Below are 17,209 nucleotides of genomic sequence, written 5' to 3' on the forward strand. Positions count from 1 at the left end.
GTGTCGTTTATGGATCAGAAATTCGCACGATGGACTCGCGGCAACGATGGTGCGAATTTCTGATCCACGACACTAGCGTCATTCTCGCTTGCATGGCTCGCCCGCGCTTGTCAAAACAGGCGATGCCTTGCACGCATGCAACTCTCTCGTCGATGGTCCAAAGCGCGTGACAGCATTCACGCTTGCGCATCTGTCGGACCCTCACCTTCCGCCGCTGCCGAAGCCGCGATTGCGCGAGCTGCTCGGCAAACGCGCGCTCGGCTATGTCAACTGGGTCCGCAATCGCAAATTCCGTCACGCACGCGAGATCGTCGATGTGTTGACGGCCGACCTGCTGGCGCAGGCGCCGGATCATATCGCGGTGACCGGCGATCTCGTCAACATCGGCCTGGAGGCGGAGTTCACACCCGCAATCGACTGGTTGCGCACGATCGGTTCGCCACACGACGTGACACTGGTGCCCGGCAACCACGACGCCTACGTCGCTTCGACCTGGCCACGCGGCGTCGACGTATGGCGCGACTACATGCGCGGCGATGGCGCCGCGCATGCGAGCAACCTGCAATTTCCTTTCGAGCGCCGTCGCGGCCCATTGCTGCTGATCGGCACATCGACCGCTGTGCCGACGGCGCCGTTCATGGCGACCGGACGGCTCGGGGCGCGGCAGATCGCAGATCTCGAAGCGCTGTTGTCACAGCATGCGGCCGACGACGCTTTCAAGGTGCTGCTGATCCATCACCCGCCGCGCTCGGCCCGATCGCGCCGGCACAAGCGGCTGACCGACGCCAGCGACCTGCTCGGCGTGCTGCGCAGGCACGGCGTCGATCTGATCCTGCACGGACACGATCACACCCATTCGCTGACGTGGTTCGACGGCCCCGCGGGCCGGATCCCGGCGGTCGGCGTTCCGTCCGCCTCCCAGGTCATCGACGGCAAGCACGATCCTGCAGCCTATAATCTGTTTCGCATTGTGCGAGACGGCCATGCCTGGCATTGCGACTGGAGCGTGCGCGGCCTCGCTTCGCCTGAAACCGGCGTGGCGGAGCTGCGGCAACAGGAGCTGCGCTGACGGGGGTTACGCTAAGCAGCCGTTGCTAGAACGAATAAAGCGCCGCGATCATGGCTGCTGCGAACAAGGCGACAGCGCCGACCAGAAGACCTGCGAGGAACGGCCAGACGCGTGAACGCCTGCGCGGCATCGGAGCCGCCTGACTGACCTGCACCGGGACGGCAAGCGCGTGTTCTCGCTCGATCATTCGCCGGGCGACATAGTTGGTCACCGCCTGGACAATCACCGGAACGTCGTTGGACTCGGCCAGCACGATGCGCCCGTATCGCGTATCCTGGACGAGGCGATAGCTGCGCTTGTCGCGCCCCATCACCACGTGCGCAACGACGTCGACCCACAGCCGCGGCGGATCGCCCCGGCTGATGCCGCGATCGAAAAGGTCGATGCTTTCCGGAATCTCAGAAAACAGCGGGTCGAGCGCGTCCGAGAGAATCTCAAGGCGGGCAACTTCCGCATCGCGCAGGTCGACCACGACCCCGGTGCGGTCGGCAGCTTCGATTCGGGCCTGACGCAGGGCGTCGCGCAACCGACGCGGACGGCCCTCACCCGCATTATCGGCAGTGCCAGTGGCTCCGTCGCTCATGAATAATCCCGTGTTTCCGGAGTGTTAACTTAGCAGTAACCATTCAGGAAACCAAGTAACTGGAACCCGGACGACCGGTGCGGACAGCCTCGTCACAGGCTGCCCGAGCAGCTTACCCCGACGCACTTCGCTCAAGACGAAAGAGGCCCTGGCCGGCGTTGCACCGGACAGGGCCTCTTGGATGATCAAGGCTGCGGAGAAATCCGCGACCTTATGGGTGGCAGGTCAGACTATCGCCTTGCGCGGCTCCTCGACGATCGAGAAGCGCACGTTGCAACGATGGCGGTTCTTCTCCGACAGCGTGCGCCAGGCAGTCTCCGCCTCCTTGCGCGACGGGAACGGACCTTCCACCTGAGCCGTCCCATGCACGAGCTGGTGGAAGTTCAACGACCGGAATTCGCCGCCAACGACCCAATAGTGAGTGCCGTGCATTTTCGCCTCCTTTTATTCCGCGGCTTGCGCCTTGGGTGACGACTTGAACTGAGCAGCCTCGGTCGAATCGTGCAGCGCCGTCGTCGAGCTCTGGCCGCCGGTGATGGTCATCGACACGAGATCGAAGTAGCCGGTGCCGACTTCGCGCTGGTGGCGCGTCGCCGAGTAGCCGTGCTGCTCGGACGCAAACTCCGCCTGCTGGAGGCGCGAGTAGGCGGCCATGCCTTCGCTCTTGTAGCCGCGTGCAAGTTCGAACATGCCGTGGTTGAGCGAGTGGAAGCCCGCCAGGGTCACGAACTGGAACTTGTAGCCCATCGCGCCGATCTCGCGCTGGAACTTGGCGATGGTGGCCTTGTCGATATTGGCTTCCCAGTTGAACGAGGGCGAGCAGTTATAGGCCAGCATCTTGTTCGGATAGACCTTGTGCACGGCCTCGGCGAACTCCTTCGCCTCGTCGAGGTTCGGCGTCGAGGTCTCCCACCACAACAGGTCGGCATACTTCGCGAAGGCGATGCCGCGCTTGATGCAGTGCTTGAGGCCGGTGCCGGGCTTGAGGTGGAAGAAGCCTTCAGCCGTGCGCTCGCCGGTGATGAACTCGCGATCGCGCTCGTCCACATCGGCGGTGATCAGCTTGGCGCTTTCCGCGTCCGTGCGGGCCAGCACGAAGGTCGGCGTGCCGCAGACGTCGGCAGCAAGCCGCGCCGCGATCAGGTTGCGCTCATGCGCTGCGGTCGGGATCAGAACCTTGCCGCCCATGTGGCCGCACTTCTTCTCCGACGCGAGCTGGTCTTCGAAGTGGACGCCGGCCGCGCCTGCCTCGATGTAAGCCTTCATGATCTCGAACGAGTTCAGCGGACCACCGAAGCCGGCTTCCGCGTCGGCGACGATCGGCACGAACCAATCGATCTTGGCGCCGCCTTCGGAGTGCTCGATCTGGTCGGCACGCTGGAAGGTCTTGTTGATGCGGCGGGCAAGCTCGGGGCCGGCGTTAGCCGGATAGAGGCTTTGGTCCGGATACATCTGACCGGCGGTGTTGGCGTCAGCCGCGACCTGCCAGCCCGAGAGGTAGATGGCGTTGAGGCCGGCGCGAGCCTGCTGCATCGCCTGGTTGCCGGTGACGGCGCCCAGCGAGTTGACGAAGGGCTCCTTCTTCAGCGACTCCCAAAGACGGTTCGCGCCCTTGGTGGCGAGCGTGTGCTCGACCTTCACCGAGCCGCGCAGCTTCTCCACTTCCGCAACGGTGTACGGGCGGGTGATGCCGTCGAAGCGCCCCTTCGGCGCGGGAACCAGATCGTCAAACGTCTTCGCCATCATTTTCTCCTTACATTCTTGACAAGGCGGGTGCGAAACCGTGTCGCGGAGATAACGCCAAAGCGATTACGTTCGATAGATACTGGTGGACGGGAATCGTGAATTCTTGTAACATCCATACTTGTGATAAATGTCATTTTGTAAATTTTGTAAAAACCCAGGGCTGAACCGCATGGCAACGCGCCCAACTGCCACCGAAACGGGAAGAAAGCTGTTCGTCGGACCGCGTTTCCGACGGATCCGGCAGCAGCTCGGCCTGTCGCAGACCCAGATTGCCGAGGGGCTCGGCATGTCGCCGAGCTATATCAACCTCATCGAACGCAATCAGCGGCCGGTGACGGCACAGCTACTGCTGCGCCTGGCTGAGACCTACGACCTCGACCTGCGTGATCTGGCGACCGCCGACGAGGATCGCTTCTTCGCCGAGCTCAACGAGATCTTCTCCGATCCGCTGTTCCGCCAGATCGACCTGCCGAAGCAGGAATTGCGCGACCTCGCCGAGCTCGCCCCCGGCGTGACCCACGCGCTGCAGCGGCTCTATGCGGCCTACACCGAGGCGCGCCGCGGCGAGACGATGGTTGCCGCCCAGATCGCCGACCGAACCGATGGCGTGCGCTTCGAGGCCAATCCGATCGAGCGCGTGCGCGACCTGATCGAAGCCAACCGCAACTATTTTCCGGATCTCGAGCAGGCCGCGGAGGGCTTACGCGACGAGATCGAGGTCGCGAGCCAGGACATGTTTGCCGCGCTGTCGACGCGGCTGCGCGAAAAGCACTCCACCACCGTGCGCATCATGCCGATCGAGGTGATGCGGGAAACGCTGCGGCGCTGGGACCGGCATCGCCGGCAGATTCTGATCTCCGAGCTCGTCGATCCGTCCGGCCGCGCCTTCCAGCTCGCTTTCCAGATCGCGCTTGCGGAGAACGGCCCGCTGCTCGACGCGATCGTCACGCGCACCGGCGCGCTGGACGACACCAGCCGTCGCCTCTATCGCATCACGCTTGCCAACTACTTCGCCGCCGCGGTGATGATGCCGTATCAGCCGTTTCATACGGCCGCCGAGAGCCTCGGCTACGACGTGCATGTGCTGGGACAGCGCTTCAGCGCAAGCTTCGAGCAAGTGTGCCATCGCCTGACGACGCTGCAGCGACCAACCTCGCGCGGCGTGCCATTCTTCATGCTGCGCGTCGACAATGCGGGCAACGTGTCGAAGCGGTTTTCGTCAGGCACTTTCCCGTTCTCGAAGTTCGGCGGCACCTGTCCGCTCTGGAACGTGCATTCGACCTTCGATACGCCAGACCGCCTGCTGAGCCAGATCATCGAACTGCCGGACGGCAGCAAGTATTTCTCGATCGCGCAGACCGTGCGCCGGCCGGCCGCGCCGCATGCGCAGCCGCAGCCACGTTTCGCGCTGGGTCTCGGTTGCGAACTGCGCCACGCCGCGCGGCTGGTCTATGCCGCAGGCTTCGATCTCGAGAAGACGGAAGGCACGCCGATCGGCGTCAACTGCCGGCTGTGCGAGCGGGAAAACTGCAGCCAGCGCGCCGAGCCGCCGCTGACGCGAGCGCTGATCCTGGACGAGAACACGCGACGGATGACGTCGTTCTCGTTCAGCAATGCCAGGGAGCTGTGAGGGCGTTGTGCTATCCGCGCGCTATCGTCCAGCAAGGTTGCGCTGCTCGGCTTCTGCCAACTGCTGCTTCTGCTCTTCGGTCAGGTCACCGAGACCGATCACCTGCAGGCGGCTGTTTGGATTGTAGCTTTGCTGGCCGGGCGTTCGACGGCGACGTTCCTCTTCGCCGCTCTCCGGCGCATCACCGCTGCCTCCTCCAAATCCGAGCACCTCGACGATAATGATCGACGGCTGGTCATTGGCCGTTGTTTCCGGCGCCTGACTGCCCTGAGTTGCGGCTGCCGTCTGCGATGCCGTAGTCAACGCGCCGGTGTCGCTCGTGTTTGTCGGCACGCCGATCACGGTGCCTGTTCCCTGGATATTGTCGGCGCCTCGAATTGCTTGCGCACCGATCACGAGGTTGCCGGAGAACCTGACCCCGGCGTCGCCAGTATCGACCACGCCGCCCGGTGCGAACAACCACATATTGCCGGGCTCCTGTCCGGCTTCGGTGATCAGCGTCGCGATGCCCGAGCCCGACGCAGCACCAGTGAATTCCAGCGTCGAAGCGCCGGTCGCCGGATCGAACACGAGCCGCGGCGGGGGCGCGAGCACGGCCGTCTTCGCACCCCTGCCCGCATTGATGTCGCCATAGGACGACCAGATCAGCATGTTGCCGCCCATGGCGAACACGCGCGACTGGTTCACGATGAAATCCTGATCCAGCATGATGTTGATGTCACCGCTTCGCATTGCAACGATGCCAAGCTGGTCAGCGGTTTTCTGCGCGGAGATCGTCCTGCCGGCAAACGTCCTGACGTCCGACGAGATCTCCGGACCGGTCACCACGACACCGCCGTTGATGCCACCGCCCGGCACGAGGATGTCGATGCCGCCGTCATAGACCGACTTGATCTGGCTGTAGCTCAGCGACAGATCGCCGCCATAACCGTGCCCCGCAGGGAACAGGCTCGCGATCGCGTCGTAGCCGGCGTTGTAGTTTTCTGTTGCCTGGCCTTCCGTGCCGGTACGGATCAGCTCCTGATAGAAGACCTTACGGATGAACGCGTTGCGGTCGCCCGCGGGCATATTCTCGAACATGGCCCAGGCCTGCGCCACGTCCAGCGACTGGTTGCCGGTGCGCTGTCGCATGAACGCGAGCATCTCGTTCGTGTAGCCGTAGCGACCGCTCAACGAGCCCGGCTCGATATACGCGTCCGCGAACCTCGCATAATCGGGACCGGCGGCACCCATGCCGACCATCAGCGCGATGTCGGCGCTCTTGCCCTCGGGGAGGAAAGTGTTGAGCTGGTCGCCGACCGACTGGATGCCATTGCTCTTGCCGAGATCGAGATGGCGCCCGGTGATCATCTCCAGTCGCCCCGGTCCACCGATCCAGATGCCGCCGCCATCGGGCCAGCCACCGCCGCGAATATTGATGATACCTGGCTGGCGAAAATCCCGCCCCGCAATGATCGAGGTGACCTGATCCTCGGTGAAGTTCTGGCCGATGAAGGCAAGGTCGATGATGTCTCGACCCGCGCGGATCTGCGTCGGCTTCGGCATCACGAGCAGCGCAGCGTTGCCCTGATAAGCTTCGAACGAATCGCCAACAATATCCCCGGCCACCGCATAGATGCGAACCGGATTGGCGTCCGCGACCCGATAGAGGCTGGCCGAATGGCTCTGTGAGCGGTCATAGCCGGGATAGGCGCCCGGCAGGGTCTCGATCAAAGTTCGCGCGAGTACAGTGAGATCTGTCGTTGGTACAAACAACCGTGACGGATCCGCGTCGGACATGACGATTTTCCAGAAGGTCTGGAGCGTATTGGAATCGATATCGATATGCACTGATCCTGCGGACAGCAACGTCAGATCGCCGTTACGCGCAGGCGGCAACAACATTGGCCCGAGTGACATGTCTCCGTTAAAGGCAACAGCTTCCACGGTTCCCGGATAAACGTAGTAGGCAAAATCGTCATAGATTCGGGGGCCGTTGAGAATATCGATGAACTGTGTCTCCCGTGAAGCTGGACTGGTGCCGCTCGACAGCGCCATATCGCCTGCGATCGCGTACGCCGAAATGGCGCTGCGCTCGCCATAAGTGGAGAGATAAGACGATACACCACGCGGAATGGGAGAGCCGTCCAGTGCGTATGCCAGCGTCGGGTTGAAGACACTGCCGATGATTGCCTCGCCGCGTGTCACAATATCGATCGCCGCGTCGCCCAGCCCGAAGTGGGCGCCAAACTGCAACGACCTGCTGTCTGATACTCCGGCCGTCGTCCAACTTCCCCCGGTTACCGAACCGAGATTGCGGCCAATGTCGAATACACCGGCGCCATGCGCCACATAGATCTGGTTGCCGAGCGCGTCGCGCCCGGTGGTGACCGTCACATCTCCACCGGCAAGCGCATGCGCGCTCGCCGCATCGGGCGAGGTGCCGGCAAAAATGCCGCTACTTGCCGCGGCAAGATTGAGGGCGACAAGGTCGCGGCCGGCATCGACGCGAATGTTGCCACCGCCCAGCGTCGCCGCGCCTTCCCGGAACAATCCGTGCTTGACGCCCCACGCCGGCTGCTCGGTGAACAGGCCACTCGACTCGCTGGTCTCGCCCTGCGTCAGCACCCATTCGCTGAAATTCTGCGGTCCAACACCGCCGCCGCCGCTGATTAGATCTCGGCCGGCGCCGAGGATATCACGCTGCGCTGTCAGACTCAAATCACCGCCGCCATAGGCCAGCATGAAGCGGCCGCCGTCATAGGCGCGTCGACCATCGGGGAGCGCGGTGAAGCTTCCCCCTGCGGGCTGGATATCGGCCGGCCGGCCCGCAGTGTAGAGCGCCGAATAACTGATCGATCCGACACGTATCGTGGATTGCAGATGGATATCTCTCGACGCGGCGACTGCAATATTGCCGGTGCCAGTACGCACCACGGTGCCGGGCTTGAAGATGACGTTGCCCTTGCCTTCCACGAGCTGGAACTGCGGCCGCACCGCGAGCGGATCGCCGGCGGCAAGATCCGCGCCGCCGACGAAATTGAAGGACCAGGAGCGGTCATCGATCAGCGCCGTGCCGACGGCGCCTCCGGCAAACCCGTCCGACAGCGAGGCGTCGAACACCACATTGCCGGCGGCCCGCAGGGTCAGCACGCCCGGCACCTTGTCGGCACCGAAGCGGAAGCTGGATAGATCCCAGGCTTGTGTCAGCCGAAGATCGCTGGTCGGCGGCGTGAGCAGTGTTGTGACAACGGGTGTTTCCGTGACGCGGGTGGTTCCGCCCGGTACGAAGTCCCCTCCCGAAATGCCAATGGCAATATTGCTACCGAGCGCGACCCTCAAGGTGCCACCGTTGACGAACTCCAGCGTATCTCCTGAAGAAATGACTGCAAGTGTGCTCCCGGAAGGATATTCCGCTTTGATCGCCCCATTCGCTCCTCGGACGATCACATGACTATCAAACCTGAAAAAGGCCGAGCCAGTGTTCCTATTTGTGACGACCGCACCAGCCGAGAGTGCGACCGTGCTCTGCGTATTGACGAGCGTTATGTCAGTCCGGACAAGAGTGCTGGTCGGCGTATAGCCACCGACGACAATCGCCTGCAGGTTCGCCGTGAGCGTCGCAACGCTTCCGCCGCCGGACAACCGGATCGATTGACCGGCGCCGAGATTGATTTCGTCACCGGCCGAGAAAGTGGAGATCAGCGTGCCGTCGCCAGCATAGACCGCGCCCGCTGCATTGGCGCGCAGGCGCCCGCCGTTCGGCAGGGACAACGTCGCGCCATCGGCGAGCGTTACGCCATCGGTGCTGATGGCGACAAGGTTCAAGCGGGCCGAGCCACCAGCGGTGGCGGCAATCTGGACATCGTTCACAGCGAATTCGCCGCCCGACGGCAAGGTGACCGGCAAGGGAGCGTCGCTGCCGACAACGCTGAAGTTGCCGGCGCCGTGGCTCTTCAACTGCGTTCCGGCCGGCAGCGCGCCGATGCGGACGCCTACCGCACTGAATGATCCTGCCGTCAGCACGGCAACGACCGGCGAGCTCCCGCGCAGACTGAAGCCAACCGGCCCTCCCACGACGATTCTGCTGCCGGGTTGCAGGCTGTAACTGAGACTTGCATGGATCTTTTCGGATGTGCCGTCCGGGTGGATCAGGGCAATGTTCGTACTCGTGTCGCCCTCAATCCTGATCTGTGTACCCGCTGCGGTGCCATCAGGAAAAAAGATCGTGGTTGCGCCGGGCACACTAATGCGGCCGTTCTGATCGCGCAGTTCTACACGGGCGCCATCCTGCGGGATGTCGATGTCGACGACCACGCCGGCAGGCGTCAGCAGCATCCCGCTTCCAAGGCCTGACGGCAGTATAATCGCGGTGTTGGATGGCAGCCCGAGCGTCCCGCCAGGATTGATGAGGGCCGCAATCGTGCCTGGCACGCCGGCATTGGCGTTGATGACCTCCGCACCTGGCGTGACGGCCAGCTCCAAGCGAAGACCGGGATTGTTGGCGAGCAGCCGATCCTTGATCTGTGCGGTGTAGCTCGCAAAGGTGGTGGCGTCGCCCCGCACCTGATCCTGCACTGCGCCGTCGATCACACCGTTGGAGTCGCTCAGGTCATAGACCTTATATCCCTCGGCGATGATCTGCGCCGCGCCCAGGATCATGCCGTTGATCGGCATGACGCCGAGATCGGTGCCGCCGGCAATCTGCGGCGCCCGCAGATGCAGCGTACCGGCAAGGCCGTTGCCCGACTGGGTTACGCCGAGGTCAATCAGAGAGCCGCCGCGGATGTCGACCACGGCATCATAATTGGTGATGTCGTTGTTGTCCGCATCGAGCCGATATGTGCCGGAGCTGAGCGAAACTGAGCCACCCTTGCCCGAGCCGTCGAAACTCTCGCCCCTGACGCTGAGCACCGAGCCGCCCGCGAGGATAACGTCATCGGCGGCTGCCAGCGTGATCGAGCCGCCGGTCTCCCCCGAAGCATCGATCGTTCCAGCGACGGTGATCCCGCCGTCATCGACCGTCAGCTTGAACTCGCGCGTCCTGGTGACGCCGTCGATCAAGGCATCGCCCGAGCGCAAGCGGACCGCGCGCGACATCACGAAGCCGCCGCTGTTGAGCGCGGCCTGCATGGCGCCGAAGCTCGGCAGACTGCCGGCATCGAGCACAAAGCTGCCGCCGCGCGCCTGACCGGCAATGGTGAAGCTACCTTCCGGCACCGTAACCGTGAGCTTGCCGCCCTCCTTGGTATCGGCGAGATCGAGTAGCGCACCGGCTTGCACCAGGACGTTGCCTGTCTGAGAAACAAGCGCGATGTCTCCCGCCGGCAGGGTGCGCGTCTGATCGAAGAACGCCTGGTCGCGGCCGCTGACGTCGAGCTTTGCACTGGCGGCGACAGTCAGATCATTGACGGCGTCGAGTGTCAGCACGCCGGCCGGCAGACGGATTTCGGTAGCGACTGAGACCGCATTGCCGGAGAGGACGAGCTGGCCGCCGGTACCGATGCGTTGCCCGCGGTCCGCAAGCGCAGTGCGATTGCCGGCCAGAAGATTGAGAGTGCCGGTTGCCGTCAACGACTGGAAAGCCGCATTGGCCGTCGTGATGAACGGCGCCGCGACGGTGAGGTTGGTCGGTGCTGCGCCGCCGGCAGTCAGGCCACCTTCACCGCTGAACGAGACTTCAGCGGCCTCCATCGTGACAGCGCCGAAGCCGAGGATCGCGCTCTCCCCGTCGGCAATGGTCAAGCGATCCGCCGTCAGGAGCAGCGCGCCGGCGGTGCCCGCCGGATCGGACGAAGGCGCATTGCCGGTGGAGTTGCGCAGCGTGAGCTGCTGCGCGCCGATCGTGATGACGCCGCCACTCTTCTGGTTAAGGGCGCTACCGTCGAGCACAAGCTCTGCGACGGTGGCAAGGCCAGTCGCGGGGTTGCGCAGGTCGAAGTTTCCATTGGCATGGAAACCGATGCCGTTGTAACCGCGCAGCACGAGGCGCTGAGCGGAAGCGAGTGCGGCAAGCGTATTTGCGTTGGCGACAAAGCCTGCGGTACCTGCGGGAGCATCGCCGAAATTGATTGTGCTGGACGCGATCTCGAGCGAACGGGCGCGGATTGTCGCAGAAGGGTCGATCGCCGAGTTCGCCGTCGCGTCGAACAGGATCGATCGATCCGCCACAAGCGTCGCCCCGGCGTGCACGTCGATCGAGCCGGCCATGCTGGCGCCGGGACCGGTGATATCCACGCGTTGCACGATCAGGTCGTCCGGCGCGTTGGAGACGGCGAGCAGCGCGCCCATGCCGGTGCCTGCGGGCGTCAGGTTCTCCTCTGGCAAAGGCGTACCGATCAGGAACGGGCGCGGCGCCCCAGTATACTGCCCTTCGGCGCGGATGACGGCGCCGCTTGCGACGACAATCGAGCCAGTATCGGTGATACCGCCGTTCCCATCGATCCCGCTTTCCGCGAGCAGAAGCACTTCCGGTGCGACGAGCGCCGACGTCTCGTCGTTGGCGACCAGGATGTTGGTCGCTACGGCATTCAGCATTTCGCCATCGACGCCGCTATGTCGTGTGCCACCGAGCAAAATGCTTTGCGCACCCATAGCGCTCAGTGCGCTGCCATCGACAGTCAGGGCATAGCCGGCGACAGGTCCTTGCCCTCTGGCGACAACGGCGATGGAGGTCGACGCAATGTCGACCAAGCCGCCACGACCGCCATCACCGGCCTCAAGATTGAACCGTCCGTTGAGATTAAGCGCGTTGATCGCGTTCAGCACAAGCTGACCGGCATCGGCGGCGAGCGGCGGCACCACATGGTCGTTGATCTCTGCCAGCGCCGGGAAGAAGTCCTTGCCCAGCACCTCCTTGAACTCGGAATAGCGGCGTGCGACCGATCCCGGCATGACGAGGAACGTCGAGGTGCGGCTATCACGCGAGCCGTCGAGGCTGGAACCTTGCCAGCCGGCGACGAGATAGGATCCGTCTGCGCGCTTGCCGATCAAGCCGGCGGCCTGATCGTTGGCGGAGTCCACCATCGACACCCGGAACGCGCCCGGCATCAATGCATATGCCGCCGGCATCAGCGTGTAATAGCCTTCTGCAAGGCCCGGCACACCCGACAGGTACACGCTGTCGCCAGGCGCGACGCCTGAGCCGGTGACGTTCGGCGCCGCAACCGGCTGCATGCCGGGGAGGATGGCAAAGACTCCCTCACCGCCGAGGATATTGCGCGAACCGCCGGTGCCGGGCACGAACTCGTAGGCGGTGACGTCGCCGCCGCCGGACAGGTCGACGACAGCACCGGCCTGCACATCGACCCCGCGCGCCGACAGCGTCACCTTCTTCGCCGGCGGGTTCTCCACGGCCGTCAAGACGTCCTGCAACGCCGCACCAGCGAGAGGCTGCACCGTGCCGTAATCCACGTACCAATCACCATTGATGACGATGCCAAAGGGAAGGATACGGTCATGCGCCGAGACGTCGATCACGCTGCCTGAAGCCAGCGTCACCGTGCCGGTCTCACCGGCATCGAGCGTGATCTGGCCAAGCGGCGCACGAAGCACGCCTTGATTGACAATATTGGCCGCCTTGATGGTGAGGCCGCCGGCGACCGACCAGGGCGCAACCGCAGAGGTGTCGCCGGGCAGGATGATGATGGTCGCGTCGGCGCCGTTGGACGTGATCTGGAATGGAACGCCGATGCCTGGATAAAGCTGCTTGGCGCCGAAAACCAAATCGCCGCTTGCCAGAAGCGACCCGCCTGGCGCGTATCCGAGGGAGGTCGCTCCCTGATAGAACAGGGCTCCGTCGAAACGAAGATCGCCATCGCTAAGAAACTGCGCGGTGCCAATGTTGGCCAGAACCGTTCGCCCGCCGAAGGAAATCAGTTTCCGCGCGTCGACCACGAGCTCACCCGGACCGCTGCTCGGCGTGGCCGCCGGCACGCTGCGCAAATACAAAGAGTCGCTCAGGCCAATCGAGACCGACGCCGCCGCGATCCGCACGTGCGGCGTGGCGATGCCGGCGGCCGGATCAATCCGGATCAATCCGGCTCCCAGATTGACCGAGCTGTCGACCGCGAGATCGACATCGCCCTGGAAGACGATATCGCGAGCGCGCAGATCGAGCGTCCCCGCCCCCGACGCAGCAACAGCATCTGCACTGACATAGACGTTGCCTTTCGGCGTCGTGGGGCTCGCGCCTAGATGAGTACTGATCGTCCCATCAGGGTTGACGAACAGGTTCGCAGGCCGCCGTGCTTGATGATCCTGCCCGACCTGGATCGTAGCGTTGAGGAGCGATACCTGGACGCGGCCATCCGCCGCCTCGTCCATCTGTGCGGCCGCACGCAGGTCACCGTCGAGATAGCCGCCACCCAGCATCGTGAGCATGATGCTGCCGGCATCGCTCTCAATGGTTTCGCGGCGGACACGCGGCGTGGATCCGCGCTCGGCGTACAGTGACGGGCGCGAATAGGCCCGAACGTCGACCTCCGACAAACCACCGGAGACGTCGATCAAGGAGCCGGCTTCTGTCACCACGTAAGGTCCATCGAGCGTGATGATCCCACCGGCGAGGACATCGCCACTCCTTTGTCCATAGGGATTGGACGACGAAAGGAATGCACCCGGCGCGAGCAGCCGGCCGGTTTCCGTCAACCAGACTGCGATGTCCTGCCGGTCGGTTATCGGGTTCAACGCCCTTGCAGTGATGGCTCCGCCACTGGCCGAGATTGTACCCGCAATCACCACCCGTTCAACCGCGAACAGATCGACCTTGCCGGCGATTCCTGCATCGATCAGGCTTCCTTCGCCGAGATGCACGAGCCCAGTCGCAGGGCTGGAAGACGAGTCGCCAACCTGATGCCCGGCGCGCAGGCTCAGGCCGGCGGGCTTGCGCACCCCTTCCGGCAACACGACGGCCGCACCGAGATCGGCAAGGCGAGTGCCGCTTGCCAATCGGAACGCATCGGCCCTCAGGAGGACGCTCTGCGGCGCAAGCGTGATCTGCGTGCCAGGCTCAACCGTGATTGTCTCGCTGCCGATGTTATATTGGACGAAGCCGCCTGAACGGAAAAACGCCGGATCGAAATCGCCGTCTTCGCCGATGACCGAGCCCGCACCGACGAGCGCAAGGCTGCCGCCGCGGCCGGACTCATACGGCATGGCGAGCGCATAGCCGCGCAGTTGCGCGTTGCGAGAAAGAGCGAGCGTGTTGGCACCGATGGCGATCGCTCCGGCATCGCCGAGCTGCTCGAGCGTCCCGTCGAAGCCGATACGACCACCGCCGGACACATCGATGATGGCGCCTGCTGCCACGGAGATCGACCCCGAAACCGTAATGCCGCCGCTGCTGATCGGCGTTCCTGTGCCGGTGGGGGAAGCACCCTCCGTGGCGATCACGACACTGCCGCCGTCGACCACGCCCGGCATGGCGAGATCGACGAAGCCGTTTGTCCATTCGGCGGACGTATCGAGCACCGCACGTCCGCCGATGAAGATGTTGATCGGACCAGTGTGACGAAAAGTGTTGTTGCCGTTGACGGCAATATCGCCGCCGGTGATACGGATGCGACCATTGATCGCGATGTCACTTGAATTCAGCGATACGCTGCCGCCTGCACGCAGCTCCAGATCGGCGTCCTCGGTGACGACAATTCCCTTGTTGGAATAGATGCTGACGTCGCTGATGCCGCTGTCGTTCAACATGTCCGTTGAGACGACCGTGGTGAAATCTTCCGGCAGCGTGTCGGCAACACTGAAGCTGCCGTCGAGCATGTCGTGCTCCTTCTGGAACGCGACGTGACCGAGCACGTACTGATAGAAATTCATCAGCGGCTCTTTGCTCGTGGCCGGATTGCCGAGCACCAGGCTTCCGCCGTCCGGGATCTCTCCCTTGCTCAGCTGTCGTCGTCCGGCTTCCGCGATTGCCAGGACGTCGCCGTCGAATGCCAGGCGTGGCGCATTGATGTTGATCGCGCCCGCGCGTTGACCTTCGGTGTAACCCTGCTCGTAGAAGCGGTTGCGGAACAGCGGGCTGGTCCAGGTCTCGCTGACATTCCAACGGTCATTGGCGCGTGTGAAGCTACCCGTGAATCCGATGTAAGCGACGCCAGAAATCGCTCTGCCGATCGATACCCTGCCCCTGCCCGTCGTCAGGGAGGTGACCCTGCCATAGCCGCCCGCAAAATCCAGCGTGCCGCCGCTGACGTTCAGCAGCGAGCCCTGGCGCAGCACCACGTCGCCGCGCGCATTGAAATTGATCGTTCCGCCCTTCGATGTCAGTTCGCCGACCCCGCGCTGGATCATGCCGATCCAGCCTGAGGCATCGAACAGCGACGAGCCGTACCAGACGCCGGGCTCGCCCTCGAACCATTCGATGCCGGCCATCACGGGATCGTCGAACTTGCCGGTGTCGCGAATATCGATCCAGACCTTCTTGCCGTAGAGGAAGGAGTTCTTCAGCAGCGGATTGTCGCGCAACTCGTTGCCGCGCAATTCCACCTCGATGAAATTGCGCTCCATCGCGAGTTGAACGCCGCGCGTGCCCGACACGTCGAGCACGGCGCCGCTCTCGACATAGATCTGGCTGTCGTCGGAGACCGCCTCGTCGACCGGGTTCGCCAGCGCCGTCGCATTGATTTTACCGCCGGAGGCGATCAGCGTCGCATCGCGGCCGATGCGGATCGACTTACCATACAGATTGATCGTGGACGGCGCGACGAGCTCGGTAGCAGTCACGAGCTCGTCGTCCAGAAGGTCTGGCAGAATTTCGAGCAGCGCCCCTGCCTCGACCGTCACCTGTCCCGGCCGCGACGGCTCGATAAATCCCCCATTGTTGACCCGCGCGCCATCGCGCGCCTGCAGCGTGATCGAGCCGTTGGCGGTGACGGACGTGTTCGCGCGCAGCACGCTGCCGGCACCCACCGTGACGTCGCGGCCCGCAAGCGTGATGTTTCCGCGATCGGCTTCGACAATGCCGCGGTTGACCGCTAGGCCACCCTCGCCAAGCTCTATATAGAGCCCGCGCATGCCAGTATCAGCGCTCGCCCTCAGGAAAGCCTGCTGACCGGCGCCGAGGAGCGCCTGGCCGCCGGGCGTCCTGATCGTGCCGGCATTCTCCACGTGACCGCCGAGCAGCAACACGCGGCCTTCGGATGCCGTCTCGATGCGCGCGCCGGCTTCCACGCGGATGGCTCCCGCCGCTTGCCCGGGCTCGACCGCGAACGTCGGCCCTTCGGTGTCCCAGCTCGTGGAGATGAAATTGCCGAGGAACTTCTCGTTCGAGATGTTGAGCGCGCTGGCGGTGAGGCTTCCGACATTCACCTGGCTCGTGCCGCCGAAGATGATGCCGTTGCGGTTGATCACATAGACCTGTCCGTCGGCCTTGAGATTGCCGAGAATCCTGCTCGGCCCGGTGCTGTCGAGCACACGGTTGAGCGCGACCCAATCGCGATTGCCGTTCTGGTCGAAGGCGAGATCGGTCTTCTCGGAAACGTTGAAGGTCTGCCAGGTCAGGATGGCCTTCTGCCGGGTCTGCTCCACCGTGACCCTGGTGCGGTCGCCGTCAGCAAACTCGGTCGGCAGCTTTGCGCCCTGCCAAAGCTCCGTACCCGGCACCGCGCCGGGGGCGACCTGAAGCCCGCCCGGCCTGAGACCATGCGGAATGCCGCTCGGCATGGCACTGAGCGCCGCGCGCGCCGCATCACGCGCCGCCTGCTGTGTCGCCTGCACGGCCTGGATCGCGAGCGTCGCCCGCTTCAACGAATTCTGTGCCTGGCGTGCTGCCCGCGCGGCGTCCTGTGACGCTGATTGCGCCGCAGCGATCGCGGCCTGCGATGGCGCCGGCGCTGGCGCGCCGGCGAGTGGGCGGGCGATCACATCCGCACTGGCAAAGAGCAGCGCCGCCACGCTGACGCCGGCAAGCAACGTCGCGCGATCGAGGCGACCACGCACCCGCAGCGGCCCGGCTGAATGGCGCGAAGAGAGCGTCGTGGCGGAGGCGCGGTTCGTCATTTGTTGTCTTTCGGGAAGTCTAGTGCGGAGCGGATGTTGATTTGTGACAGCGAGGCTCGGAACGCGCGGCGAATGAACGCGCATCCCTTGATCCCTGGACGAGATGATTGGGGTGAAAGCGGAACGGCTTTTTGAAAATTTTTTTAGTCGCTGCGAACATCACACGACTGGATGTCCGCATTTATCGACGGAAGCG

General features: G+C 63.9%; 6 protein-coding genes. 2 read left to right on the top strand and 4 right to left on the bottom strand.

What is annotated here, in order from left to right:
• The first annotated feature begins 166 nt into the window (after nt 1-166).
• Complete coding sequence (locus RCO31_RS09355) at nt 167-1,069, top strand: metallophosphoesterase (protein ID WP_308968044.1); 903 nt, start codon at nt 167-169, stop codon at nt 1,067-1,069.
• A 25-nt stretch (nt 1,070-1,094) separates the two neighbouring features.
• Here RCO31_RS09355 and RCO31_RS09360 read toward each other — a convergent pair whose 3' ends face one another.
• The 3 genes from RCO31_RS09360 to aceA form a co-directional block, all read right to left on the bottom strand.
• Nucleotides 1,095-1,652 (bottom strand): hypothetical protein, encoded by a 558-nt coding sequence (locus tag RCO31_RS09360; protein ID WP_308968045.1) that lies wholly within the window; start codon nt 1,650-1,652, stop codon nt 1,095-1,097.
• A gap of 225 nt (nt 1,653-1,877) precedes the next feature.
• Nucleotides 1,878-2,084 carry a hypothetical protein gene (locus tag RCO31_RS09365; protein ID WP_308968046.1) on the bottom strand — a complete coding sequence of 69 codons (207 nt, stop codon included), beginning with the start codon at nt 2,082-2,084 and terminating at the stop codon, nt 1,878-1,880.
• A 12-nt stretch (nt 2,085-2,096) separates the two neighbouring features.
• Entirely contained in the window at nt 2,097-3,395 is a 1,299-nt protein-coding gene (gene aceA, locus RCO31_RS09370) for an isocitrate lyase (RefSeq protein ID WP_308968047.1), read from the bottom strand.
• A 172-nt stretch (nt 3,396-3,567) separates the two neighbouring features.
• Here aceA and RCO31_RS09375 point away from each other — a divergent pair, with 172 nt between their 5' ends.
• Nucleotides 3,568-5,028: a short-chain fatty acyl-CoA regulator family protein gene (locus RCO31_RS09375; RefSeq protein WP_308968048.1), complete on the top strand. Its 1,461-nt coding sequence runs from the start codon at nt 3,568-3,570 to the stop codon at nt 5,026-5,028.
• A 21-nt stretch (nt 5,029-5,049) separates the two neighbouring features.
• Here the strand turns inward: RCO31_RS09375 and RCO31_RS09380 are convergent, their stop codons facing one another.
• A complete protein-coding gene (locus RCO31_RS09380; protein WP_308968049.1) occupies nt 5,050-17,013 on the bottom strand; it encodes a filamentous haemagglutinin family protein in 11,964 nt (3,987 codons plus the stop codon).
• Nucleotides 17,014-17,209 lie beyond the last annotated feature (196 nt).

The organism is Bradyrhizobium sp. LHD-71 (genome assembly GCF_031157255.1).
GTDB lineage: Bacteria > Pseudomonadota > Alphaproteobacteria > Rhizobiales > Xanthobacteraceae > P52-10.

Coding starts and splice junctions, on each gene's coding strand:
- aceA (WP_308968047.1), bottom strand. CDS start 3,395: ATGGCGAAGACGTTTGACGATCTGGTTCCCGCGCCGAAGGGGCGCTTC.
- RCO31_RS09365 (WP_308968046.1), bottom strand. CDS start 2,084: ATGCACGGCACTCACTATTGGGTCGTTGGCGGCGAATTCCGGTCGTTG.
- RCO31_RS09375 (WP_308968048.1), top strand. CDS start 3,568: ATGGCAACGCGCCCAACTGCCACCGAAACGGGAAGAAAGCTGTTCGTC.
- RCO31_RS09380 (WP_308968049.1), bottom strand. CDS start 17,013: ATGACGAACCGCGCCTCCGCCACGACGCTCTCTTCGCGCCATTCAGCC.
- RCO31_RS09360 (WP_308968045.1), bottom strand. CDS start 1,652: ATGAGCGACGGAGCCACTGGCACTGCCGATAATGCGGGTGAGGGCCGT.